We start from the raw sequence: 23,990 nt of genomic DNA, 5'->3' as shown, positions 1-23,990 counted from the left end.
GAGTTGCCCGAGGCTGTGCGCGAGAGCACCACGTCGCGCCGATTGGTCCGACTCTTCGGCGCCCTCGATCGACAGTCGATCGAGACGAGGCAGCTCGGAGGTGGCTTGCACGACGGCGGCCGGGATCGGCGATTCCACTGGACGTGCGAGACGCCGTGCCGGTTCGATTTCGTGTTCCCGCATCTTCCGGCTCACTTCGTGGCGGGGATCGCGTCGCCGGAGCCGGTCCGTCTGCGTGTGCGGCTCGGTGCGGACGGCGCAGAGGCGCCGCTCGTGCACTTGGCCGCGGACAAGGCCTGGCATGACCTCTGGATGGAGGGAGGCGCCACGGCGGGCGCGCCCGGGACGATCGTTCTGGAGATCGACAGCGAAGCGCCGGCCCTGGTGTTTGTCGGAGGCATCGGCCCCGCGCCGAGCGCGGAGGAGGAGGCGACGCGTGAAGGCAAGGAGCTGGCCTACCGGGTCGAGGCGCTCGAGCATCTCGAACTGCGGTGGAAGGACGACGTCGCGCATCTCTACGAGAACCAGGGTGCGCTCGGTGAGGCGGTGTTCGCTGAGCGGGTCGTGAGCGTGGCCGATCGCGACGCGGCCTTCGGGTGCGTCGCCGAGCACCCGGGGCAGGCTGTCGCGTGTGTGCCTCGTGCGGCGCTCCCCGCTCGTGACCTGCCTCGGGGCGGGCCGGCGTCCCTGGAGATCACCGCGTCGGACCCGGGATCCCTTCGGATTCGGACGGCTTCCGAGACGAGCAACCTGCTGCTGATTTCCCGCCTGTTCGATCCGGGGTGGCGGGCCACCATCGACGGCTCTCCGGCGTCCCTCCTGCCCGCGAACGGGGCCCTCCAGGCGCTCGCCGTTCCCGAGGGGGCTCACGAGGTCGAGATCTACTACTCCCCTGGCTCGGTGGGGCTCGGCCTCGCGCTGAGTCTCCTCTCTCTAGGACTCTTGGCCGGCCTCCTCTGGATCCGCCCGGAGAGACGCGCGGGCGTTTGAAGGCTCCACCGGGCGTGGGTAGAGTCGTTGTCGAGGGATGTCTCGCCCCCCCCACACCGAGCCGCTGGGGTCGCCGCTCCTGCAGGAGCTCTACGGCGAGGGGTATTTCCACGGCGCGAACAGTGGTTTCGCGCACGAGGGGTACGCCCGCGTACACGCGACCTGGCAGCACTGGATACCCTGGCTTCGCCAGGAGGCGGGGGAGGGTGCGCGTTGGCTCGACCTCGGTTGTGCCTACGGCTTCTTGGTCCAGGAAGCGCGTGACGCCGGCTTCCAGGCCTTCGGTCTCGACGCGAGTCACTACGCGCTGACGCAGGCTCGTGCGCACGCGGGTGCGGCCGCCGGTCGGGTTCTGCAGGGGCACGCCGAGTCGCTTCCCTTTGCCGACCGGAGCTTCGACGTTGTGAGTGCCTTCGACCTCCTGGAGCACGTTCCGGTTCCCGAGTTGCTCTTGCGGGAGGTGTCCCGGATTTTGCGACCCGGAGGGCTGCTCCTCGGGGCCACGCCGGATCCGATCCTCTTCGATCGAGACGAACCGACGCACGTGTCTGAGCATGTGCCTTCCTGGTGGGTCCGGGAGGTCGAGCGCGCGGGCTTCGGTGTCGCGTTGCGGTTCTTCCAGGCGGAGTTCAACTGTGAGCTCGTGGCCCGTCGTGGGGGCGAAGCGCCGGATCTCTCCTTCGACTCCTTCGAGCGTGATCCCGTGCTTCAGCTCGAAGGAGACCCGGCTCTCCGGGTGGCGCCTCGCGCTGGTCTCGGGACGGTCGAATCCGACGGCGGTCGCGTCGTCGAAGAGGGCGCCAGCTTCTATCTACTGAATGCCGGGAACGTGCCCCTCTCGGTTGCGTTGTCGCTGACGACGCGTGAACCGTCGTCGCTCCACGTGACCTTGGATGGACGGGTGATGGATGGTGCGATGACGGAGTCGTCCGAGCTGGCGACCACCTTCTTGCTGCCGGTTGGCGGTCATCGTCTTCGAATCGGAGTGAAAGAGGGTTGGGCCCGTTTGCTTCGACTCCGTTGCGTTGCCCAAGCATCGAGCCGTGAAGCGCTCTGCCTGACCCTACCGTTCGATCTCTACGAGCGGTATGCGCTCACAGGCGAGGTGCTTCGCCGTGTGGGCGCCCAGAGCGGTGCGTTGCTCGACGTGGGTGGGACGATGGGTGCCGACGGCGGTCATCTGGCGTGGACGGGCGATTTTCTGCCGCACCACGACGTCACCGTGATCGATGCTCGCGCCGCGGATGTTCCCGATCACCGGGCCATCGCCGTCGATGGGCCCTTGCCGTTTCCCGACGGCTCGTTCGCCACGGTTCTGAGCCAAGATGTCCTGGAGCACGTGCCGCCGACGGCGCGCGCATCGTGGCTGGAAGAGATCTGGCGCGTCACCGGGCGCTTCTTGCTGCTCGGCTGCCCTTGGGCGACTCCGGGCGTGGAAGAGGCCGATCGTTATCTCTTCGAGCTGATCCGACAAGACTATGGCTACGACCACGGGTTCCTCGCGGAGCACCTGGCCCATGGTCACCCGGGACTCGAGGAGACTCGAACCTTCTTCGAAGAACGCGGCGCTTCGGTCACAGTCCTACCTTCGGGGCATCTCCCGTCGTGGATTCTCATGCAGACCGTCAACGCCTGGTTGTCGCATCCAAAGCAGGACCAGGGCTTCGAGCGCGCCAATGCCGTCTTCAACCGGGCGGTGGGGATTCGTTCGGTTGCGTCTCCCGCGTACCGGCACCTTCTCGTGATCGACCGGGAAGCGCAGGCTCACGACGTCGTGCTCGCGAGCCTGACGTCGAACCCGACACCCGACCTGGAGGCGGTGCGCGCCGCGCTTGCGGGCCTCGCGGCTGACCCTACGCGCGGCCGCGGGGGAGCGAACACGTGACGGCAGACGTCCACCCGGAGATCTCGGTTGCGATTCCGACGTGCAACGGACGGCCGCTCCTCGAGTCGTGCCTGCAGGCTCTCGCCGGGCTCGCGTATCCGCCCGATCGGCTCGAGGTTCTGGTTTACGACAACGGCTCCACCGACGGCACGGCGGAGTGGTTGGCGGCCCGGCATCCGAACGTGCGGGTGCTTGCCGCGGCGCGAAACGAAGGGTTCGCCGCGCCCTGCAACCGTCTTGCCGAAGCCGCGCACGCGCCGCGCGTCTTCTTTTTGAACAACGACGTCCGGGTGGAACCGGAGTCGCTGTCGGCTCTCGCCGCGGCTGCCGAGCAGACGGGAGCCGTCTGCGTCGGCGCGCGTGTGCTGACCGCAGAGGGCGACCGGATCGAATTCGACGGCGGCACGATGAACTTTCTCGGGCACGGCGCCCCCGCGAGGAACGGCGCGTGCTCGGTCGGCCATGAAGCCGAACGAGAGCCAGTCGACACGTTGTTCACGTCGGGGGCGGCGATGTTGGTCGATCGTGCCGTTTTCCTGTCGGCCGGCGGCTTCGACGAGGACTATTTCGCCTACTTCGAGGACGTCGATCTCGGCTGGAGGCTCTGGACCCTCGGGGAACGTTGCGTCCAGGCTCCCGCGGCGCGGGTGCGGCACCGAGAGCACGCGAGCGAAGGACTACTGCCGGCGGGGCGCAGGCTTGCGCTTCTCGAGCGAAACGCGTTGCTCTCCGTCGTGAAGAACTATGAGGAAGATCGCGCGGGTCGGGTCTTCCGGTGCGGGCTCGCCCTCATCGCGGAGCGAGAGAAGCTCGCCGCGGATCCGGTGCGTCGCCGCGCTTGTCGTGAGGGCTTGCTGCGCGCCGCGGTTGCTCTGCCCGCGGTCGAGCGCCGGGCGGCGGAGCTTCGATCCCGCCGCTGCCGGCAGGATGCCGAGATTGCTCCGCTCTTCGTCGACCCGTTTCGCCCTCCCATCGGGGGAGAGCGGTACGCTCGTCGCCAACGCGAGGTCGCCGCGCTCTTCGGCGCGGCCGATCTCTTCGGTCCGCCGCCTGATGCGTCGGGCTCGAACGAGGATTCCGAGTGCGCTTGAACCGTCGATCTCTTCTCCGCCTTGGAATGGCCGCGACCGCCGGCCTCGCAGTTCCCCGTTTCGTCTCGGCCGAGTCTGCGCCCGGGAGTCGGAGCCAGGACAAGGAAACCGCGGAGTTCCTGCGTGAGTTCATCCTGCAGCGCGCGGCATCGAGCACCGACCCGTGGATGGAGATGCATGTCGTGCTCGCGCTCGGCTCGAACTTCGTGCGAGGCGGCAAGAACCTGCTCGACCAGCTCGTCGCGGAGATCGTCGCCGTCGAGAACGTCGACATGCGACAGTTCCCGTACTTCCCGCTCGACATCGAGCGGCACCCGTTCCACATGCTGCAGATCATGCAGGCGACCGAGGTGCCCTACGATCACGCGTTCGTGACGCCCAAGGGACGGTTCACGCGCCGTGACCTCGTCGACGGTGGCACGGCCTTGCTCGTCCCGGCCGAGATTCACGACGAGCTCTCCTGGACGGTTAGCGTTCTGTGCAACGAGTTCCCCTCGGACAAGGATCAGTTCGAGACCGTTCGCGGAGAGAAGGTGGTCGTCCAGGACATCGTGCGTCGCCATCTCGTTGAGACCGAGGCTGCGTATGCCGACATCTTCGCGGTCATGAAGGGCACGAAGCTCTACGACAAGGGGCCGCTGCACTCGACCGCGTGCAACGGGACTCATCTGCTCTACGGCCTCGTCGAGGCTCTGCGGTACGGGTACCGGAAGGACGACCTGAAGGCGCGAGTCGAGCGGCTGGTGGAAGCGACGCTCTTCCGGGCGCGCCTCGAGCCGGTTCTCATCGATCGCGCCATGCCCGGGAAGGACCCGATGATCCGTCTCAACCGCGAGGCGTCCAAGTTTACCTTCATCGGGCACGTCGTCGAATTGTTCGGTTACGCGCATGCGCACGGCGTGCTCGAAATGAGCGAAGGGGCGTTGCGCGCCGTCGCGGCGCTGCGTGGACAGCTGGCCGCGCTCACCTCGACTCTCACGACGGACTACGACCTCGATAAACTCCGCGAGGAAGTCCCGCAGGCGTACAAGCTCATCCTCGGTGATGCGTGCCATGCCTACCGAGGGGTCCGGTTCTGGACGTGACGACGCGCGGCCGGCGGTTGAGCGTCGTCATCGTGAACTGGAACGGCGCTGATTACCTCGGCGACTGCGTCGACAGTGCCGCTGGTGACGATCGCGAAGTCTTCGTCGTCGACAATGCGTCGACCGACGACAGCGAAGCGCGGATTCGAGCGAACCGGCCGTGGCTACGTTGGATTTCGAACGAGGCAAACCTCGGGTTCTCCACGGCGGCGAATCGCGGGTTGGAAGCGGCCTCCGGCGAGTACGTTCTGTTCCTGAATCCCGATGCGCGATCGGACGAAGCGGCCGTCTCCGCCTGTATCGACGTGCTTGCATCGACACCCGATGTCGGCCTCGTCGGCGTGGCGGTTCGAGACCCGGAGGGAGACGTCACCCCGACCGTGGAGCCCTTCTTCTCGTTTCGCTCGCTACGTCGGGCGCGTGCCGAGGATCGCGTGACCGCACCCGGCGGGATCGAGCCCGTGGATATCGACTGGTGCCATGGCGTCTTCCTGGTGGGCCGGCGAACCGACCTGCTCGAGCTCGAAGGCTTCGACGAACGATTTTTCTTGTATGCCGAAGACATGGATTTGTGTCATCGCGTGCATGAGTCGGGGAGACGCGTCGTCTATTTGCCCCAGGTGTCGATCGTGCACGAAGGAAACAGAGCAGGCCGGGTCCTCCTGGCGGAGCGCAGGGCGGCGGCGATTTTCTCGTCGAGCCTCCAGTTCTACGCTCTCCACCACGGCCTGCTCGCGCGCTTGGGCCTTCGGCTGGCGGCGGGGTTGAGCTTCGCGGCACGCGCTCTCGTGTACAGCCTACAGAGCGCACCCCTTGCGGAACGCTATGTGGCCCTCGCTCGCGTCGCCTTCGGCGCACCGCCCGCCCTGTTTCCGACCCGGCCGCCTTCTTCGCGAGGCGCGGCGTGAGAGGGCTTCTCGATCGCGGGCGGGCGACATCGGTCACGATTGCGGTTCCGTGTCGTTCCGACGAGCCGGGCCTGGCGCGTACGCTCGACGCGCTGTCCGTCGCGGCGGAGGCACTGCGCGAACGCGGTCACGAGGTGTTCTTCTTCGTTTGCGTGAACGGGCCGGCGGGGCCGGCCCACGAGGCGGCCGCCGCCTTCGCGGCCGGGTCCGAACGAACCACGGTGTTCACGCTCGACGAGGCAGGCAAGGCCGGCGCGTGGAACCGTCTGCGCGGCGGCTGCGAGACCGATTGGATCGCGTTCTGCGACGCGGATGTCGAACCGGCTCCCGACGCGCTCGCGAGTCTCGCCGAATCGCTGGAAGGTCGTCCGGACGCCGCCGTCGCGACCGCCCGTCTCGAGCCGAAGCTTGAAGGAGCGTCCCTCGTCGCGAAGGCGGCTGCATTGCCGCACCGGTTCGACTTCGGTGTCGTGCGCGGCCCGCTCTATCTGCTGCGTACCGAGGCTCTCGAGCGAATGCCGGATGGACTCCTTCTGGAAGACGCGTGGCTCTCGGCGGAGCTCGGCGCCCGCGGCGCCGGTACGGTGTTGTCGGTCTGGTCGGCGGTGGTTCGGTATCGCCCGGCGAATACGCTCCGTGACTACTACCGCGAGCGGCTTCGTACCGAAGCGGGGAAGATTCAGATCCGGGCGGACCGCGTGCGTCGGGGCGTGCCGCACACGCCGATCGCGCGTTATCCGTGGGAACACTTTCTCGCCGAACTGGGTCCGCGCGAGTGGCCCCTGGTCGCGCTGAACCTCGGTGTGCGTGTCGTGGCGCGTTTCATGGCCGAGCTCGCCGCCAGGCGAGGACGGAACGTGCCCTGGACGCCCGTGGCCTCGAGCAAGTCGCCGGCCGCACCGGGTTCGCCTTCGGGTGTGAAGTGAGTGAGACGCCCGAGTACGCGGTTGTCGTCCTCACCTGGAACTCGCGTCGGCACCTCGAGAAGTGCCTGCGGTCGCTCCCGGGCGCCGCGGACCGGCGGCTGCAGCTGATCGTCGTCGACAACGGGTCGACCGATGGGACACCGGAAGCGGTTCTCGAGGTCGCGCCCGACGCAGAACTCATTCGTAACGACGTCAACCGGGGCGTCGCCCCGGCGCGCAATCAGGGATTGAAACGAGTGCGCGCTCCATACGGCATTCTGCTCGACGTCGATACGGTGGTCGAACCGGGCGCCCTCGGGGCGCTGCTGAACTACCTGGACGACGAGCCGGAGGTGGCTCTCTGCGGGCCTCGCCTGGTGCTCACGGACGGTTCCACCCAGCCGAGCTGTCAGCTCTTCCCTACGGTGCGAGACAAGCTCGTCCGCCAGCTTCCCCGGCGGTTCGGCGAGCAGCTGCTTCGAAAGATCGAACTCTCGGACTGGGACCATCTCGGCGTCCGCGATGTCGATTACGTCGTCGGTGCCTGTCAGGCGATCCGGATGTCGGGGCTGCGTGAGGTGGGCTGGCTGGACGAACAGATCTTCTACGGGCCCGAGGACGTCGACCTCTGCCTTCGTCTCCAACTCCAGGGCTACCGGGTGTCGTATCTGGGAGACAGGGTCGTGCGTCACGAGTGCCAGCGGGTGACCCGGCATCGCCTCGATGCCCTGGCCTGGCGGCATTTGGCCGGTCTGCTTCACTATTACCGAACCCACGGGTACTTCTGGTCGCGAGCCGGGCTGTATCGGCGCATCGCCGAGGCGGCCGGGCGCCGCGGCGGGAACGAGGGTTCGCTGCGATCGGTGGGATGAGTCGAACGACCACAGGAAGCGCCCTGGCAAATGCCGGGACGCCAGGCGACTCCGCGGTCCGTTCGGGGTGGCGGCACTCGATCGAGCAACGTGCGCTGCTCCTGTTGCTCTTCGCCGATGCGATGGCGGTGCTGCTCGCCTACTCCAGCGCCTTCCTCGTTCGGATCTGGGTGCCGTTGCCGCTGACCGCGCATCTCCTTCCGCCGCAGCTGGTCGATGGGCCCCACTCGGCACTCGGCGTGGCGCTCGTCACGCAGTTCCCTCTCCTGTACTTCTTCGGCTTGTACGACATGAGCTTGCTGCGCCGCGAGCTCAGTCTTCTCGTTGCACCATTGCTTGCGCTGGTGACGCAGCTTCTTGTGATCGCGGGGTGGTACTTCTTTCGCGGTGACGACGTGAGCTTTCCCCGCTCGGTTCTGGTGATCTTCACGCTGGTGAACTTTGGGTTCGTCGTCGCGTCGCGGTTCGGCATTCGGCGCGTCCTGCGAGAGGGCCGTCGGATTCTGCGCGTGGCGCTCGTGGGCCAACCGAAAGAGGTTGCCGAGTTGGGCGTCGTGCTTCACGAAGCGAGTTCGATGGGCCACGCGATCGAAGTCGTCGGCGCGATTCGCGTGGAAGGGTTCGGCGGTGCGGGCGAGCCCGTTCCGAACTCTGATCTGACGTGGCTCGGCGGAACGCGTGACCTCGGTCAGATCACCGACGAAGGGCGCGTGGATCAGGTGATCCTCGTTCCGTCGGAATCCGGCCGAGAGGGTCTTCTCGATCGTGTATTGCGCGCGACCGACGTGGCCTTGCCGCCGAGGGTCGCGGTCGTGCCGTCGGTTCACGAGCTGCTGATCGGTCGCCTCGCGTCTCTCTCGATCGACGACGTTCCGCTGATCGAGGTCGCACGCGATCCTCGCGAGGAACTCGCCTTCACGATCAAGACCGGGCTCGACTACGTCCTCGCCACGGCGCTGATCCTGTTCGCGGCGCCGGTTTGTGCTGTCGCGGCGCTCGCGATTCGTCTGACGTCACCCGGGCCGATCTTCTATCGGCAGCGGCGTGTGGGGCAGGCCGGCAGCGAGTTCATGATGTACAAGCTGCGGACGATGCGCGACGGCGCCGAGGAAGAGACCGGCCCGGTTCTCGCGTATCACGGCGACGCGCGCGTGACGGCGGCCGGGCGTTTCCTTCGCGCCACGCGGATCGATGAGATCCCGCAGCTCTTGAACGTGTTGAACGGAACGATGAGTCTGATCGGCCCGCGGCCCGAGCGGCCCGAGTTCGTCGAAGGGCTCGTGCGCGAGATCCCCGGCTACGCCGAACGCTGGTTGGTGAAGCCGGGTCTCTCGGGGCTCGCGCAGGTGCGCGGGGAGTACGACACGTCGGCGGTGTACAAGCTGAAGTACGACCTGGCCTACATCCACAACTACTCATTGCTGCTCGACATCCGGATCATGGTGGAAACCGTGAAGGCTCTCCTCACCCGCCAGGGAATCTAGCCGAGTCTAGCTCTTCGTTGCCGCGTTCAGCGCGTCGAGGGTCTTTTGGTTGAACCGGCCGTCGGCCACGATGTCCTGTGCCCGCTGAAAGGCTTCGAGCGCGTTGAGGGTCACCTGGTCGAGCTTCCCGTTGATCGGTCCCATGTACTCCTTCAGCGCCGTGAGCTGTTCCTGGGCCCTCTTCACCGTGCCTTCCGACACCTCTTGGGACAGCGCGCCGGCGTCGAGCGGCTGGAGGCCGGTTTGGGCCTTCTCGGCGGCGAGCCGCGCCTCTTCTTGGGTGAGATCTCCGCTGCAGGCAAACGTCACCGTTGCCAGGGCGATCGCGGCCAGTCGTGAGGCTGGTCCGTGAGAACGCATGGATGCGGTCCTACCGGCGCCTCTGTGGGCCGTCAACTTGTCCGCACGACGCTTCCCTCCACGCCGCCCCGCGATATAACGGCAGGGTGCGGGGAACTGCGAACGGCGTTGCCGCCGTGGGGTTGATGGGTTTGGTCGCCCTGGTCGGCAGCGGCTGTACGCCGGTCGTCGTGCGTGCCGATGAAGTAGCGATCGCGGACATCGCAGTGCCGCGCCAGGGGGAAGAGGACTTCAACGTTCTGGCGGTCGGCACAGCCGATGCGGAGGGCCGGATCATCCTGCGGACGACCGGTACGACCGTTTCGCGTGGCGAGACGATCGACATCGGAGTGATGGGCCCCGGCATCCTCTGGGGAGCGCACTTCATGATCGTCGGGATCGACGTGCCGGTGGAACTCATCCGGTTTGCGGCGACGCAGGGCGGTGGCGTGGACCCGCAGCCGGCGGCCGTTCTGCGCGTGACCGTACCCGAGCACGCGGAGCGGGGGCTGTACTCAATCCTCGTGGTTCGCTTCGGGCGCTACACCATCTTCACAGGTGGGTTGGAGATCACATGATGAAACGAGCGTGTCTAGTGTCCGTTCTCCTGCTGTCGATGCCGGTGGTGGCGTGGGCGCTGACTCTTGCGCCGATGTCCCTCGACCAGATGACCGCCGCGTCGGAGGTGGTCGTGCGGGGGCGTTGCCTCGATCGCACGGCGACGCGCACGGAGGACGGCGGAATCGAGTCGGTGGCTCGCTTTGACGTCGTCGAAGTCGCGAAGGGCGAGGCCCCCAAGGTGATCGAGGTCCGTCAGTTCGGCGGCGAGCTCGACGGTACCGCCGTCGTCGTTCCCGGCGCACCGCTCTCGGAGATAGGAGACGAGGCGTTGCTCTTCCTCGAGCGGGCGCCCGGGGGACATCTGCGGGTCGTGGGGATGGCGCTCGGCTATCTTCCCGTCGTCACGGCGTCGCCCGGCGCGAGCGTCGTTCGCGTCGCGCCCTACATGGGCGCGGGCTTCGAGAGCGGCGGGCTTCGTCCCGTCACCGATGTGATGACCCGGGTTCGACGCCTGGCGGAGCGGCCCCGGTGAAGTCGGTCCGTTTTCCACTTGCGTTCGCCGTTGCGGCCGTGGTGGCCCTGCCGACCGCCGCCGCCGCCTACGCGTTCCTGCTGGTCGAGGGAGGGCAGGGCATCGCGCGGCGTTGGGAGCCGTCACGGTTTTTCGATTCGCGGATTCCCTGGTTCGTGACGAACGAAGTCGACGGCCGAATCGCTGGGAAGCGGGAGTTCGCAGACGTCGTCGCCGGCGCGTTTGCGCGTTGGGAATCCGTCGACGAGAGCGCGATCGCGTTTTCGTTCCGGGGCGAGATGGATCGCCGCAATCGGGATGCCTCCGACAACCGCAACCTCATCACGTTCGCCGACGCCTCGTCGCTCGGGAGTGCCGTCCTCGGCGCGACGTTCATCACGAGCAACGCCGACGGCCGCATCACCGACGCGGACATCGTGCTCAACCGTGCGGTCGACTTCAGTACGCGTTTCGATGCGTTCGCGGGCGCCTACGACGCGGAGTCCGTGCTGACGCACGAGGTCGGCCATCTAATCGGGCTCGATCATACGGGCCTCGTGCGCGCGACGATGGCGCCCTTCACGGACCGCGGTGACGTTCATCAACGGACGCTCGAGACCGATGACGCGATCGGTGCTGGGATGCTCTACCCGGAGGGCTCTTTTCCGGCCGGTCGCGGTGCTCTGGTGGGGACGATTTCGCTCGAGGGGATGAACGTCTTCCTCGCGCACGTCGTGGCGACCAAGATTCAGGGTAGGGTGGTAGCTTCGGGCTACACCCGGCCCGACGGGACGTATAGGATCGACGGCTTGCCGCCGGACGTATACCTGATTCACGCCGAGAGGCTCGATGGGCCGGTACGCCCGTCGAACATTGCGGGCTTCCGGCAAGGATTCGGGCAGGCCGAGACGACTGATTATGAAACGACCTTCCATTACGAGTAGCGCCGCCCGGGCGGCGCTCTTCTTCTTCTCCCTCCTGGGGGCTTGTGCCGCTCAGACCGGCGCGGATCGGCTCGATCCGCTCGGGCTCGTGCCGTCGCCACCGAAGATCGCGGCGGTGGACGCAGGGCAGCACGTCGGGCAGCTGGTCGTCGTGCAGACGAAGATCGCGGGGGCCAGGGTGGAACGCGGCCAAGCGGTCCTCAAGCCCGAAGGGGTCCCGTCGGGCGGGTTGGTCATCGTGATCGCGCCGCCGGTCGTCGGCCCCAGGGCGACCGAGTTGGCGGCCAAGTACGATGGTCAGGAGGTGCGGGCGGTGGGCTATATCTCGGATCTCGGGAACGATCTCGAGTTGCTGATCGGGGATCCCGGACGAATCCGGTTGGCGACCGACGACGATGCTGCACCGGCTGCACCGGCTGCAGCCGGGGCCGCCTCCGAGAGGACTGCCAGCGCGCAGGCAGCCCCGGTCGTTGCTGCCGCGCCCAGCGCCTCTTCCCCGCCGGCGGCCGTCGCGGCTCCGGTTGCTGCTGTCCCCATACCGGCGCCGACACCGGATCCGGCGTGCGTGAGCGCGCGGGCCGCCTGGCAAATCGCATCGCAGGACGCGCAAGCGCCACTTCGAGAGTTGCTCGCCTGTTTGGGCGAGGGCGAACCGCGGTGCACGGATGCAGCCGCACGCGCGCGGATCGCAATGGCAGAAGTGGCTGCGAGCGAAGAGCGCCTGCGCTGGGTCTGCGGAGCGGGCTCGTGACGCTCCCCGTCGAGACGCTGAAGCGTCGGCCGGCGGCCGTGGAATGCGACGTCGTCGTCGTGGGGGCCGGCCTCGGCGGACTGGTCTGCGCGGCCTCGCTCGCCCGGGCCGGGCGTCGCGTGGTCGTGGTGGATCGCGCGAAGCGGCCGGGCGGTCGTCTGCAGACCATCAATCACCAGGGTTTCGCGGTCGACCTGGGTCCAGTCGTGTGGGAAGCGGGCCTCACGGAGCTTCTGGAATCCGTCGGGGTGGAGGAACACGGCTTGGTTCCGCTGGCCCCCGCCGAGTCGATCCGGATCTCGGTGGTCGGGCCCGAGGGCGCATCGACGCCGCCGAGCGTCCTGCCGATTCCCGGTGCGGTACCGGCACCGTCCACGCTCGACGCGGTCCGTCGGTTGTACGAGGCGCCTCCCCGGCTCTTCGCGGCGCTCGGCGAGGTCTACGACGAGTGGAGCGGCGCGACGCCCGAGCAGATCGAGCAGTGGAAGGGGATGGACGTCTCCACTTGGCTCGCGGAGCGCGACTTCGAGCCGAGCCTGGTTACGGCCGTCGGTCGCAGCGCGGTTCTTCTCGGTGGCGCGCCCGACGCGTCGCTCGTGGTTCTCGCGGGGCTCGCGCGTGCGCTGAGAGACGGTGCACCGACGCACGTAACCGTCGGCGACACGCCGGTTTCCGGAGCGCGCGGGGTGGTCCAGGCCCTCGTTGACATCGTGATCGAATCGGGGGGCGAGCTCCGGCTGGGCACGCGCGCGATCGGTCTCGGGCATGACGGCGGCCGGTTCACTCGACTCGCCACGCGCCGCGAGGAGACGCCGTTCATCGAAGAGCTGGCCGCCGAGCGTTGCGTCTTCGCAATTTCCCCGGGGGAGCTCCGATCGCTTCTGCCCGCCGAGCCGCGGGCGGCACTCGACCGTCTTATGCTGGACTCGGTGACCCGTCGGGAGCTGGCGGTCACGTGGGCGCTCGCGGGCGAGATCCGACCCGCAGCCTTACGGCCCGAGGACGAAACGGTCGTCGTACGAATGGTCGCCCCGTCCCGCGTGGCCGCGCAAGACGCGCCGGCGGCCGGGGGCACGCTGGTGTGGTCCACGGTGGCCGCTCCCCGTCTCGCCCCTCCCGGTCGATCTCTGGTGCGGGCGAGTCTGCCGGTCGCCGCGGAGCTGGCGTCGGACGTCCAGGCGCTCGAGTCCCGGGTGGACGCTCTGCGCCACGCCCTGTGGGGGCTTGCGCCCGAGGCGACCGACGCGGTCGTCTGGGAGCATCGGTGGCTGAGTGACCAGCCCGCGGCAGACCCTCTGAAGCTGCCGTCGTTGCCGCTCGTCGCGCCTGGACTTGCCGGTGTTCTTCTGGCGAGTCAGGAGGTCGCCGTCGCGGGTGCGACCGCGAGTGGCGTCACGGCCGCTGCGATCGCGGGCCGCGCCGCCGCTGAGCGTATCCTGGCCGAAGGCTCGGCCGTCCCCGCGCCGGGGCCGATCACCGAGCCCGATGCTGAGGCCGATGGAGAGCCCGAGCCGGTCGACGCCGGCTGAAGCTGCGGCTGCCGCAGGCGCTCTGCTTTTGGCCTGAGCGGGCTCTACAGGCGGCAAGAGCGGGTCTTCGATCCGGGATCGTGAGGCAAACTTCTCAGCGTGTTGACGGAATCGAGCGATTTCGCAAGACCGCGGCGGGGCTCGCTCGGATGCAAGATTTCGGGCCCGGAGAACCCCTGCATTTTCAGTCGTTTTTCGCGCTTCCGGTGGCACTCAACTTGCCAATTGGTCTTGGTGAACCCTGACAGACTCCCGGAGGCAATCCACACGTGATCATCGACCGCCATACCTTCATCGACCTTGCTACCCACCTCGAAGGCGCTTCAGAGGGTGTCCTCGAAGTGACCAAACGCTGTGTTTCCCTTTGCGAAGATGGGAGTGAGACCGCTGCCCGACCCGACCAGGACTGCTGGGTCGCGCTCGTGGAGTCGCTGGTCAGCGTGAATTCGGAGCTCACTGCGATTGAGCAGACGCTCCGGGCTCTTCTCGAAGCCAATCGTGAAGAGGAGGACTTTGCCCGCGCGGCGCTTCGCCGCACAGGAGCCGTCGACGCATAGGACCGACGTGCGGTGCGGGCGGGGCTTCGGCCCCGCCTCCTGCTTCTACAGGGACGTCGTCAGCAGCCGGCCGATGGCGGTCGCCAGCGCGACCAGCCCGGCTGCTGCAAGCCCGAGCACGATCATTGTGTGGCTCTTGGGCTCAGCGTGCGTCCACGGCTCGCCCGTCGTCTGCAGAAGGCCGGTCGGTAGGACCGCCGCCCCGACGAGCGTCAGATGGCGCCGCCGTGGCGTGTGCGCGGACTTCTTCGCGAAGTGCGGGTTCGACGCCACCACACGCAGAAGCGGCCGGCCCCCATGGCTGGTGAGCGGCGGGAGCCGTCTTACTGTCGGACGGCGGCGCGGTTTCGCCAGACTACCCGTAGAGGCGTCCGAGGCGCCGCGCGTCCGGATGCGGCGCAGGGAGGGAGTGCGGATCCTCGCGGCCGTGTGAACGGCGCGGCTCGAATGCCGATTTCGAATCGTCGTCATCATCATCGAATCCCGTACTTGTCCAACTTCCGATAGAGAGTCCGTCGCGACAGCCCGAGTAGTCGGGCGGCGGCGACACGCTTACCTCCGGCGGAGTCCAGAGCCCGACGGATCTGGTTGCGCTCCGCGGCGCGGAGGCTCAGATCCATCTCGACTTCTTCGGAATTCTCGTCGGGAAGGGCTTCGGGGGTAGGCTTGGTAGAGGTCTCGTTGCGCAGCTCGGCCGGCAGGTGTTCGACCTTGATGTCGCTGCCGTGCGCCATGATCGAGGCACGCTCGAGGACGTTGCTCAGCTCCCGGACGTTCCCTGGCCATCCGTAGCTTTGGAAGAGATCCATGACCTCCGGGGACAGGGTGGGACGGTCGATCGCAAACTTGCGGGCGAAGCCCTGCAGGAAGTGTTCGGCCAGAAGCTCGATGTCTTCGATACGCTCGCGCAGGGGCGGAAGCTCGATGACGCCGACGTTCAACCGGTAGTATAGGTCCTCGCGGAACTCGCCGGCGCGAGACATTGCTGCGAGATTGCGGTTCGTTGCCGCGACGACACGAATGTCCACCGGCACCGAGGTCGGTGATCCCACGCGACGGATCTCTCGGTTCTCGAGGACCCGGAGCAGCTTCACCTGCGCATCGAGGGGAAGCTCTCCGATTTCGTCGAGGAAGATCGTTCCGCCGTTCGCGCTCTCGAAGAGTCCCTTCTGATCATGATCGGCGCCGGTGAAGGCTCCCTTCACGTGGCCGAAGAGCTCGCTCTCGATGAGGCTCGGCGCGAGCACGCTGCAGTTGCAGACAACGAACGGACGGTCGGCGAGTGGCGAACGGTGGTGGACCGCGCGAGCGGCGAGTTCTTTTCCGGTCCCACTTTCGCCCGTTATGAGGACGGTCGTGGGGTAGGCGGCTAGCCGTTCGATGAAGCTGAAGACTTCCAGCATGCGGCGGGAGCGGGCAGCCATGCCGTCGAAGAACGTCGAGTCCCGGCCGCCGAGTTCGAGGATCCGGACACGCTGTCGCAGGCGACGCCGCTCCACCATCATCTGGATCGAGTGGTAAAGGCGCCGGCAGTCGACAGGTTTCTCGAGATAGTCGGCCGCGCCGGCCTGGATGGCCGAGACCGCATTCTTCACCGACGAGTGCGCGGTGACCAGAATCAGGTCGGCGTCCGAGTCGCGTTTGCGAACCTCTTGGAGAAGTTCGATGCCGCTCATCCCCGGCATGCACACGTCACTGACGGTGACGTCGATGGGCGTGTTGGAGAGGATCTCCAGTGCGCGGTCGGCATTCGTCGCGGTGAAGACCCGGCACCCGTGCTGGTGCAGGTGGTGCTCGAGAATCCCGATCAGGACCTCATCGTCCTCGACGATCAGGACCCGGGGCGCGTCGCCACTGGGTTCGGGCAGTTGGCTGTCTTGGCTGCTGTTTTTGTCCGACATCCTTGTCGTCCTCGACAGCCTGGGCTCGCAAAGCCGATGCCAGAGTCCTGTGTCAGAACCGGCCCCCGCCTGGGGCGCAGCGTGTCACCAGAGGCGCAGCGTTTTTCGGCATGTGCCACACTTGATGCCCTCCTGCGGCGACGCAGTGCGGCAGAGCACTCCGTGACCATCGTGCCGAAGATCGTCAATTTTGTGGCGGAAGGCCGGAAAAGGGCAGGTCCGCTCGACGGATCTCGGGGGGCAGTCTCGGAGCCCCGGGGGCGCGGCGTGGAATTTTTGGCTGTGGACACTAAGCTCTCGCCAGTATGGATTTTGGGTTTAGTGAGGAACAGGATCTTCTTCGGCAGTCCGCCCGCGACTTCCTGTCCAAGGAATGTTCGATGACGGTCGTTCGCGCGATGATGGATGACGAAACCGGTCACTCTTCGGAGCTCTGGGAGAAGATGGCGCAGCTCGGGTGGCAAGGGCTGATTCTTCCGGAGGAGTACGGTGGTGCCGGACTCGACTTCGTCGATCTGATCGTCGTCCTCGAAGAGATGGGGCGTGTCGTCCTACCGGGGCCGTTTCTTTCGACGACGGTGTACGCCGCGGTCGCGCTCATCGAAGCCGGCACCGAAGCGCAGAAGAAGCGCTATCTCCCCGAGATCGCGTCGGGCAAGTTGCTCGCGACGGTTGCGAACATGGAGCCGAACGGCCGGTGGGATTCCGAAGGAATCGCGGCCACGGCATCCGCCGAAGGCGCCGGCTACCAGCTCGACGGTACGAAGCTGTTCGTGCCCGACGGTCACATCGCGGAGCTGCTGATCGTTGCCGCTCGCACTCCGGGGACGACCGCGGCCGATGGCATCAGCCTCTTCTGTGTCGACCGGAATACTCCGGGGGTGACGACGACGGCCCTCAAGTCCATGGATCAGACGCGTCGTCTCGCCGAGGTGAAACTCGAAGGTGTCGTGGTCGACGGCGACGCGCTCGTCGGTGAACTCGGTGGCGGATGGCGGACCCTAGAGCATCTGGGCGATCGTGCGAAGGTCGCGCTCTGTGCCGAGATGTGCGGCGGCGCGCAGCAGGTCCTCGACATGTCGGTGGAGTACGCGAAGGTGCGCGAGCAGTTCGGCAAGCCCATTGGCTCCTTCCAGGCGATCCAACACAAATGTGCCGATATGATGGTGCAGGTCGAGAGCTCGAAGTCCGCCACGTACTACGCGGCCTGGGCGGTCGCCAACGACGTGGAGGATGCATCGTTGGCTGCAGCCATGGCAAAGGCGTATTGCTCGGATGCGTATCGTGTCGTCGCAGGTGAGGGCATCCAGATCCACGGCGGGATCGGGTTCACCTGGGAGCACGACATGCACATCTATTTCAAACGAGCCAAGAGCTCCGAAGTGAGCTTCGGCGACGCCACGTGGAACCGCGAGCTCGTCGCCCAACAGATTCTCTGAACCCCGAGAGGCATCCCCATGAGTGATTCCGGCGTAGTCATCGAGTCCGTCCTCAAAGAGCGACGGAAGTTCCCGCCCCCGGCCGATTTCGCGAGCGAGGCGCACGTGAAATCCATGGAGCAGTACCGCGAGATGTGCGCCGAGGCGGAGAAGGATCCCGAGGCCTTCTGGGCCAAGATCGCCGAGGAGCACGTCAGCTGGTTCCAGAAATGGGACAAGGTCCTCGATTGGGACGTGCCCTTTGCCAAGTGGTTTGTCGGCGGCAAGCTGAACGTCAGCTACAATTGCGTCGATCGCCACCTCGACACGTGGCGCAAGAACAAGGCGGCTCTCATCTGGGAAGGGGAGCCCGGCGACCGTCGGACGATCACCTACTTCGAGCTCCACCGCGAGGTCTGTAAGGCGGCGAACGTCCTGAAGTCGCTCGGCGTCTGCAAGGGCGATCGCGTCGGCCTGTACATGCCGCTCGTTCCCGAACTCGCGATCGCGATGCTCGCGTGCACGCGCATCGGCGCCACGCACTCGATCGTGTTCGGTGGATTTTCGGCCGACGCAATTCGCGACCGCATGAACGATTGCACGGCCCGTGTCGTCATCACTGCCGACGGAGGCTATCGCCGCGGCAACACGTTCCCGCTGAAGCCTACCGTCGACAAGGCTCTCGAGGACTGCCCTTCGGTCGAGAAGGTTTTGGTCGTTCGTCGCAGCGGCGACGACGTGGATTGGAAGGATGGTCGCGACGTTTGGTGGCACGACGAGATGGAGCGGGCGGACGTCGTCTGCGAGCCCGAGGCGCTCGACTCCGAGCATCCGCTCTTCATTCTCTACACCAGCGGCACCACCGGGAAGCCGAAGGGCGTTCTGCACACGACAGGAGGCTACCTCACCCACGTCGCGTACAGCTCGAAGCTGGTGTTCGATCTGAAGGATACCGACACGTACTGGTGCACCGCCGACATCGGTTGGGTGACCGGGCACAGCTATCTCGTGTACGGTCCGCTCGCGAACGGTGCGACGGCCGTGATGTACGAGGGTGTCCCGAACTATCCCGAGCCGGATCGCTTGTGGGAGATCGTGGAGCGTTACGGCGTGACGACGCTCTACACGGCGCCGACGCTCATCCGGACCTGCGTCAAATGGGGGGAGCAGTGGCCCGAGCGGCACGATCTCTCCTCGTTGCGCCTGCTCGGCACGGTCGGTGAGCCGATCAATCCGGAAGCTTGGATGTGGTACCACGAGAAGATCGGCGGTGGGCGCTGCCCGATCGTCGACACGTGGTGGCAGACCGAGACCGGCGGGATTCTGATCTCACCCCTCCCGGGCGCGACCCCGACCAAGCCGGGCTCCGGCACGCTGCCGCTCCCGGGGATCTTTCCCGAGGTCGTCGACCGAGAGGGCAACAAGGTCGGACCGAACGAAGGTGGGCTTCTGGTCGTTCGCAAGCCCTGGCCGAGCATGCTGCGCACGATTTACGGCGACGACGACCGATACGTAAAGACCTACTGGAGCGACCTCCCGGGCAACTACTTCACCGGGGACGGAGCGCGCTGCGACGAGGATGGGTACTTCTGGATCATGGGTCGAATCGACGACGTCGTGAACGTGTCGGGCCACCGACTCGGTACGATGGAGGTCGAGAGCGCGCTCGTCGCGCACCGCGCGGTTGCGGAGGCTGCGGTCGTCGACCGTCCCGATGACGTGAAGGGGCAGGCGCTGGCCGCGTTCGTCACGCTGGAAGGCGGCTATACGGCGTCGGACGACCTCAAGAAGGAACTCCGCGAGCACGTCGGCAAGGAAATCGGTGCGTTCGCGAAGCCCGACGACCTGAAGTTCACCGACACGCTCCCGAAGACTCGGAGCGGCAAGATCATGCGGCGTCTGCTGCGGGACATTGCGGCGGGCCGGGACACCGGTGACACGACGACGCTCGAGGACGCCTCGATCGTCGAGAAGCTCCGGCAGTCGGACGACTGAGCCGATGTCCGACGCTGCCGCGCCGATTTCTCTCTACAACACCCTCACCCGGCGTGTGGAACCGCTCGTGACCGGCGAGCCGGGCCATGTGCGCATGTACGTGTGTGGGGTGACGGTGTACGATCATGCTCACATCGGGCACGGGCGGATGATCACCGTGTTCGACGTTCTCGCCCGCTACCTGACCTGGGTCGGGCAGAAGCTGACGTACGTCCGCAACGTCACGGACATCGAGGACAAGATCATCAACCGCGCGAACGAGGCCGGCGAACCGGCCTCGGCACTCGCGGATCGCATGACGGAGGCGTTCTTCGAAGACATGGAGATGCTGGGATGCCGTAGGCCGACGATCGAGCCGCGCGCCACTGAGCACATTCCGGAGATGGTCACGCTCATCAGCCAACTCGAAGAGCGCGGCGTCGCCTATCGGGTGGACGGCGACGTCTACTTCAGCGTGCCCGACTACCCGGCGTACGGTCGTCTCTCGAACCGGCGGATCGAAGACCTGCAGGCCGGCGCGCGCGTCGAAGTCGGCGAGCGGAAACGTCATCCGTGCGACTTCGTATTGTGGAAGGGCGCAAAGCCGGGCGAGCCGATCTGGGAGAGCCCCTTCGGCGACGGTCGTCCAGGGTGGCACATCGAGTGCTCGGCGATGGCGTCGAAGTATCTCGGGCAGCCGTTCGATCTCCACGGGGGAGGGGAAGACCTCGTCTTCCCGCACCACGAGAACGAGATCGCGCAGTCCGAGGCGGCGAGCGGCACGCCGTTCGTCGGACATTGGATGCATGTCGCGTTCTTGCGACTCGGCGAAGAGAAAATGTCGAAGTCTCTCGGGAACTTCGTCACGATCCGTTCTGCCCTCGAAGAGCACCCGTGCGAAGCGCTCCGTCTCGCGTTGCTTCAGACGCACTATCGCTCGCCGCTCGAATTCGCGCCGTCGGTGATCGACGATGCGAAGCGCAGCCTCGTGCGTTTGTACGAGACTCTCGCGCGGATCGACGCCACCGGTGCGGAAGGCGCCGCCGAAGACGCAGCCGCCGCGGCGACGTGCCGCAACGACTTCCGCACGGCCCTGGCCGACGATCTGAATACCCCGCGTGCCCTCGCCGCGCTTCACGACGGCATCCGGGCGGCGAACCGTCTGCTCGACGCGGGCCGGAACGACGAGGCGGTGGCGCTCGGCGCTGTCCTGCGGGACACCGGATCGGTGTTCGGAGTTCTTCAGGGAGATCCGGTCGAGACCCTGCAGGCGTGGCGCAGCGATCGCGCCGCGGAGGCCGGGCTCTCCAACGACCAGATCGAAGCCATCATCGTCCGGCGCCGTGATGCGCGGGCCGCCAAGGACTTCGCGGCTGCGGATGCCGCGCGCGACGAGCTCCTCGCCGCGGGCATCGACCTGAAGGATCACCCCGACGGCACGACCAGCTGGACGTTGAAGCGCGGGTACGAGGGTTGAACCTCCGGCCCGGCGACCGCCGCTGGGTGGCGCCCTCAAGGTTCCGGTTGCCGTCTGCGGTGAGGCGAAGTGCCGGGCCTCCCCGGGGGGCTCCGGCGACCGCGGGAGACTCTCTCGGGGTCGGGATCGGGCCCCAGGCGGGGTTCCGGCCCGGTCGGGACCGGGAGCCGCGGTACGCGATCGCGCTCCAGTCGGGGCCCGCAGGGGGCCTGGCACGCTGTCTCGTCCTCCGAGCTGGTGGCCATGGTTAGAGACTGCTGTGGCGTTTTCTGCCGAGATCGCTAGGATTCCGCGCGAAGGAGAGAAGATGAGCTTCCCGATTGATTTGTCCGCCTTCAAGCCGCTGCCGCTCGACCCGAGTCGCACCAGCTTGACCCCCGACGAGCGCACGACGCTCGCCGCGAACGTCCAACTCTGCCGGGATGTGATCATCTTCTTTACGGCGACCGGCGCGGCCAAAGGGCTCGGCGGCCATACGGGTGGACCGTACGACATCGTGCCCGAGGTCTTGATCGCCGATGGGTTCATGCGCTTCGGCGCACCGGTCGTGCCGTTGTACCTCGACGAGGCCGGTCACCGGGTCGCGATTCAGTACCTCATGTCGGCGCTCTACGGGCACCTGCCGGCCGAGCAGCTGATGAAGTACCGGGAGGCGGATTCGACGCTGCCGGGCCATCCGGAGTTGGGCCTCACTCCTGGTGTCGGTTTCTCATCGGGGCGTCTCGGTCACATGTGGCCGTTTGCAAACGGCATCGCGCTCGCGCATCCGGGCAAGGCGGTGTTCGTGTTCGGCTCCGACGGATCGCAACAAGAAGGCAACGACGCCGAGGCGGCTCGCTTGGCAGTGGGCCATGGGCTCGACGTGAAGATCATCGTCGACGACAACGACGTTACGATCGCCGGTCACCCGAGCGAATACATGCCGGGATTCTCCGTTGCGAAAACCCTCGCCGGCCATGGTCTCTCGGTCGACGAAGGACAGGGCGAAGATCTCGATTCGCTCTACACGCGCATGGCGAAGGCCGTCACGACCAAGGGGCCCGTTGCGCTCATCAACAAGCGCAAGATGGCCGTCGGTATCCCGAACATCGAAGGCGCACCGAAAGCGCACGACGTGATCTCGGTCGACAATGCGGTCCTCTATCTCGACGAACACGGGCATGCGGACGCCGCGGCGCAGTTGAAGGCGATTGAGAAGCCGAAGCACAGCGTGTCGCACCGCGGTACGTCCAACGACAAGGGAAAGAACCGCGAGGTCTTCGGCCAGGTACTCGTAGACATTCTCGGCAAGCTTTCCGATGAAGAGCGCGCAAGGCGCGTGAAGGTGATCGACAGCGATCTCGAGGGGTCCTGCGGGCTGCATCACATCCACAAGGCCTTCCCCGACATCTATGTCGCGTCGGGGATCATGGAGCGCGGGAACTTCTCCGCGGCCGCCGGCTTCGGGATGGAGAAGGGCCGCCAGGGCGTGTTCGGCACGTTCTCGGCCTTCCTCGAGATGTGCGTTTCTGAGATCACGATGGCGCGGCTGAACCGCGCCAACGTTCTTGCGCACTTCTCGCACGCCGGCGTCGACGACATGGCGGACAACACCTGCCACTTCGGCCTGAACAACATGTTCGCGGCGAACGGACTCGCGTCCGAGGACGACACGACGCGCCTGTACTTCCCAGGTGACCAACACCAGATGCGGGCCGTTCTCGAACGAGTGTTCGACGATCCCGGTCTGCGCTTCGTCTTCTCGAACCGTTCGGCCCTCCCCGATCTGCTGAAGGTGGACGGGAGCTTGCTGCACGGCGAGGGCTACACGTTCGAGCCCGGCAAGGACGAGTTGGTTCGTGAGGGCACGGCCGGCTACATCGTCAGCTTCGGCGAGACACTGTATCGCGCCATGGATGCGGTCGAGCGCCTGAGGGAAAAGGGCATCGACGTCGGCCTCGTGAACAAGCCCACGCTCAACGTCGTGGACGAGGACATGATGCAGAAGATCGGCAAGGGCGGCTTCGTGCTCGTAGCCGAGGGTTTCAGTCTCACGACGGGGCTCGGCAGCCGCTTCGGCAGCTGGCTTCTCGAGCGTGGCCTCACGCCACGGTTCGCTCACATCGGCACGCACCGCGAGGGTTGTGGCGGCTTGTGGCAGCAGATGGTCCATCAGGGCCTCGACCCGGACTCCATCATGGCCAAGGTCGAGACGCTCGCCGGCTGAGCCGGCGCTGGCTCACTCCGGTGGGCCGAAGTAGATGTCGAGCTTGCAGTCCTTCCAGAGGTGGTCGGCGAGTGCTTTTCTCAGGCCGGCCACCGGGAACTGAAGGACGATCGGGCTCTTCTTCGCGGGCCGCAGCTTCACGTACAGGATCGTCTTGGCATCGCGTTTCTCTTCACGGTAGAGGCGCTCCATGAACGGGGTGGGGGCGGGCGCGAAGTAGGCCCGGTCGCGGCCCGCGGCCCGAACCTTCCATTTGCCGTCTGGCGTGAAGGAGTCCGGGGTGAATCCGATGCTGACCTTACCGTCGCTGGCGAGGCGGAGCGGCTTCTCTCCTTGGGGAAGGATCGCGACCTGGCGCCACCGATCTCGGTCGCAGCCGAACGCCAGCATTACGCCGTCGTTGTTCAGCGCAGGCTGCACGATGCCGGTTCCGCGGTCTCCCTGCGGGTTCATGAAGTCCTTGAATTCCCAGGCGGCCGCCGGTGTGGTGTCTACGAGAATCGTGAGGGTGATCGCCGAGGCGATGAAGCGAAAGGTGCGGTTCACGGGTTGGGCTCCTCCTGGCTCGGTTCTGCCCTGCGCGCGGCGCAGGTGCAAACGGT

22 protein-coding genes are annotated in these 23,990 nt (G+C 66.6%); 18 read left to right on the top strand and 4 right to left on the bottom strand.

Features of this window, described 5'->3' with window-relative positions:
- From P8R42_12260 to P8R42_12225, 8 genes are all read left to right on the top strand, one after another.
- Positions 1 to 990, top strand: a 990-nt coding sequence (locus P8R42_12260; GenBank protein ID MDG2305396.1) for a hypothetical protein, incomplete at its 5' end; no start/stop codon positions are given.
- 37 nt (positions 991 to 1,027) lie between these two features.
- Positions 1,028 to 2,875, top strand: coding sequence for a methyltransferase domain-containing protein (locus tag P8R42_12255; GenBank protein MDG2305395.1), 1,848 nt, complete (start codon positions 1,028 to 1,030; stop codon positions 2,873 to 2,875).
- Positions 2,872 to 3,966, top strand: coding sequence for a glycosyltransferase family 2 protein (locus P8R42_12250; GenBank protein ID MDG2305394.1), 1,095 nt, complete (start codon positions 2,872 to 2,874; stop codon positions 3,964 to 3,966). Before P8R42_12255 ends, P8R42_12250 begins: the two co-directional genes overlap by 4 nt.
- A complete protein-coding gene (locus tag P8R42_12245; protein ID MDG2305393.1) occupies positions 3,963 to 5,051 on the top strand; it encodes a hypothetical protein in 1,089 nt (362 codons plus the stop codon). Before P8R42_12250 ends, P8R42_12245 begins: the two co-directional genes overlap by 4 nt.
- The gene (locus P8R42_12240) at positions 5,048 to 5,959 is read left to right on the top strand and encodes a glycosyltransferase family 2 protein (GenBank protein MDG2305392.1); all 912 of its coding nucleotides are present in this window, start codon (positions 5,048 to 5,050) and stop codon (positions 5,957 to 5,959) included. The genes P8R42_12245 and P8R42_12240 overlap by 4 nt, the downstream gene beginning before the upstream one ends.
- Entirely contained in the window at positions 5,956 to 6,885 is a 930-nt protein-coding gene (locus tag P8R42_12235; protein ID MDG2305391.1) for a glycosyltransferase family 2 protein, read from the top strand. Before P8R42_12240 ends, P8R42_12235 begins: the two co-directional genes overlap by 4 nt.
- Positions 6,882 to 7,736, top strand: coding sequence for a glycosyltransferase family 2 protein (locus tag P8R42_12230; GenBank protein ID MDG2305390.1), 855 nt, complete (start codon positions 6,882 to 6,884; stop codon positions 7,734 to 7,736). The genes P8R42_12235 and P8R42_12230 overlap by 4 nt, the downstream gene beginning before the upstream one ends.
- On the top strand, positions 7,733 to 9,220 hold the full coding sequence (locus P8R42_12225) for a sugar transferase (GenBank protein MDG2305389.1): 1,488 nt from the start codon (positions 7,733 to 7,735) through the stop codon (positions 9,218 to 9,220). The genes P8R42_12230 and P8R42_12225 overlap by 4 nt, the downstream gene beginning before the upstream one ends.
- Positions 9,221 to 9,226: 6 nt before the next feature.
- On the opposite strand, the gene P8R42_12220 is transcribed toward P8R42_12225, so the two are convergent.
- Entirely contained in the window at positions 9,227 to 9,580 is a 354-nt protein-coding gene (locus tag P8R42_12220) for a peptidoglycan-binding domain-containing protein (protein ID MDG2305388.1), read from the bottom strand.
- Positions 9,581 to 9,666: 86 nt separating this feature from the next.
- Between P8R42_12220 and P8R42_12215 the strand changes: the two genes are divergently transcribed.
- From P8R42_12215 to P8R42_12190, 6 genes are all read left to right on the top strand, one after another.
- Entirely contained in the window at positions 9,667 to 10,137 is a 471-nt protein-coding gene (locus tag P8R42_12215; GenBank protein MDG2305387.1) for a hypothetical protein, read from the top strand.
- Entirely contained in the window at positions 10,134 to 10,652 is a 519-nt protein-coding gene (locus P8R42_12210; protein ID MDG2305386.1) for a hypothetical protein, read from the top strand. Before P8R42_12215 ends, P8R42_12210 begins: the two co-directional genes overlap by 4 nt.
- A complete protein-coding gene (locus P8R42_12205; protein ID MDG2305385.1) occupies positions 10,649 to 11,575 on the top strand; it encodes a matrixin family metalloprotease in 927 nt (308 codons plus the stop codon). Before P8R42_12210 ends, P8R42_12205 begins: the two co-directional genes overlap by 4 nt.
- Positions 11,550 to 12,326, top strand: coding sequence for a hypothetical protein (locus P8R42_12200; protein MDG2305384.1), 777 nt, complete (start codon positions 11,550 to 11,552; stop codon positions 12,324 to 12,326). Before P8R42_12205 ends, P8R42_12200 begins: the two co-directional genes overlap by 26 nt.
- Positions 12,323 to 13,855, top strand: coding sequence for an FAD-dependent oxidoreductase (locus tag P8R42_12195; GenBank protein MDG2305383.1), 1,533 nt, complete (start codon positions 12,323 to 12,325; stop codon positions 13,853 to 13,855). Before P8R42_12200 ends, P8R42_12195 begins: the two co-directional genes overlap by 4 nt.
- Positions 13,856 to 14,124: 269 nt before the next feature.
- On the top strand, positions 14,125 to 14,412 hold the full coding sequence (locus tag P8R42_12190; GenBank protein ID MDG2305382.1) for a hypothetical protein: 288 nt from the start codon (positions 14,125 to 14,127) through the stop codon (positions 14,410 to 14,412).
- A 45-nt stretch (positions 14,413 to 14,457) separates the two neighbouring features.
- Here the strand turns inward: P8R42_12190 and P8R42_12185 are convergent, their stop codons facing one another.
- Positions 14,458 to 14,883 carry a hypothetical protein gene (locus P8R42_12185; GenBank protein MDG2305381.1) on the bottom strand — a complete coding sequence of 142 codons (426 nt, stop codon included), beginning with the start codon at positions 14,881 to 14,883 and terminating at the stop codon, positions 14,458 to 14,460.
- A gap of 2 nt (positions 14,884 to 14,885) precedes the next feature.
- Positions 14,886 to 16,313 (bottom strand): sigma-54 dependent transcriptional regulator, encoded by a 1,428-nt coding sequence (locus tag P8R42_12180; GenBank protein ID MDG2305380.1) that lies wholly within the window; start codon positions 16,311 to 16,313, stop codon positions 14,886 to 14,888.
- A 305-nt stretch (positions 16,314 to 16,618) separates the two neighbouring features.
- Here P8R42_12180 and P8R42_12175 point away from each other — a divergent pair, with 305 nt between their 5' ends.
- The 4 genes from P8R42_12175 (at position 16,619) to P8R42_12160 (ending at position 23,388) form a co-directional block, all read left to right on the top strand.
- Positions 16,619 to 17,752, top strand: a complete 1,134-nt coding sequence (locus P8R42_12175; GenBank protein ID MDG2305379.1) for an acyl-CoA/acyl-ACP dehydrogenase — start codon at positions 16,619 to 16,621, stop codon at positions 17,750 to 17,752.
- A gap of 18 nt (positions 17,753 to 17,770) precedes the next feature.
- Positions 17,771 to 19,726, top strand: a complete 1,956-nt coding sequence (gene acs, locus P8R42_12170) for an acetate--CoA ligase (protein MDG2305378.1) — start codon at positions 17,771 to 17,773, stop codon at positions 19,724 to 19,726.
- Between the two features lie 4 nt (positions 19,727 to 19,730).
- Positions 19,731 to 21,182 carry a cysteine--tRNA ligase gene (cysS, locus tag P8R42_12165; protein ID MDG2305377.1) on the top strand — a complete coding sequence of 484 codons (1,452 nt, stop codon included), beginning with the start codon at positions 19,731 to 19,733 and terminating at the stop codon, positions 21,180 to 21,182.
- 307 nt (positions 21,183 to 21,489) lie between these two features.
- On the top strand, positions 21,490 to 23,388 hold the full coding sequence (locus P8R42_12160) for a transketolase C-terminal domain-containing protein (protein MDG2305376.1): 1,899 nt from the start codon (positions 21,490 to 21,492) through the stop codon (positions 23,386 to 23,388).
- Between the two features lie 12 nt (positions 23,389 to 23,400).
- Here the strand turns inward: P8R42_12160 and P8R42_12155 are convergent, their stop codons facing one another.
- On the bottom strand, positions 23,401 to 23,934 hold the full coding sequence (locus P8R42_12155; protein MDG2305375.1) for a hypothetical protein: 534 nt from the start codon (positions 23,932 to 23,934) through the stop codon (positions 23,401 to 23,403).
- Positions 23,935 to 23,990: the final 56 nt, after the last annotated feature.

The organism is Candidatus Binatia bacterium, assembly GCA_029243485.1.
GTDB lineage: Bacteria > Desulfobacterota > Binatia > UBA12015 > UBA12015 > VGTG01.
This window is presented reverse-complemented; position numbering and strand designations above follow the sequence as displayed.

What these genes read in the sequence shown, in the direction of transcription:
- P8R42_12185 (MDG2305381.1), bottom strand. Translation starts at nt 14,883, where the DNA reads ATGACGACGATTCGAAATCGGCATTCGAGCCGCGCCGTTCACACGGCC.
- P8R42_12180 (MDG2305380.1), bottom strand. Translation starts at nt 16,313, where the DNA reads ATGTCGGACAAAAACAGCAGCCAAGACAGCCAACTGCCCGAACCCAGT.
- P8R42_12175 (MDG2305379.1), top strand. Translation starts at nt 16,619, where the DNA reads ATGGATTTTGGGTTTAGTGAGGAACAGGATCTTCTTCGGCAGTCCGCC.
- P8R42_12210 (MDG2305386.1), top strand. Translation starts at nt 10,134, where the DNA reads ATGATGAAACGAGCGTGTCTAGTGTCCGTTCTCCTGCTGTCGATGCCG.
- P8R42_12255 (MDG2305395.1), top strand. Translation starts at nt 1,028, where the DNA reads ATGTCTCGCCCCCCCCACACCGAGCCGCTGGGGTCGCCGCTCCTGCAG.
- P8R42_12220 (MDG2305388.1), bottom strand. Translation starts at nt 9,580, where the DNA reads ATGCGTTCTCACGGACCAGCCTCACGACTGGCCGCGATCGCCCTGGCA.
- P8R42_12160 (MDG2305376.1), top strand. Translation starts at nt 21,490, where the DNA reads ATGAGCTTCCCGATTGATTTGTCCGCCTTCAAGCCGCTGCCGCTCGAC.
- P8R42_12225 (MDG2305389.1), top strand. Translation starts at nt 7,733, where the DNA reads ATGAGTCGAACGACCACAGGAAGCGCCCTGGCAAATGCCGGGACGCCA.
- P8R42_12200 (MDG2305384.1), top strand. Translation starts at nt 11,550, where the DNA reads ATGAAACGACCTTCCATTACGAGTAGCGCCGCCCGGGCGGCGCTCTTC.
- cysS (MDG2305377.1), top strand. Translation starts at nt 19,731, where the DNA reads ATGTCCGACGCTGCCGCGCCGATTTCTCTCTACAACACCCTCACCCGG.
- acs (MDG2305378.1), top strand. Translation starts at nt 17,771, where the DNA reads ATGAGTGATTCCGGCGTAGTCATCGAGTCCGTCCTCAAAGAGCGACGG.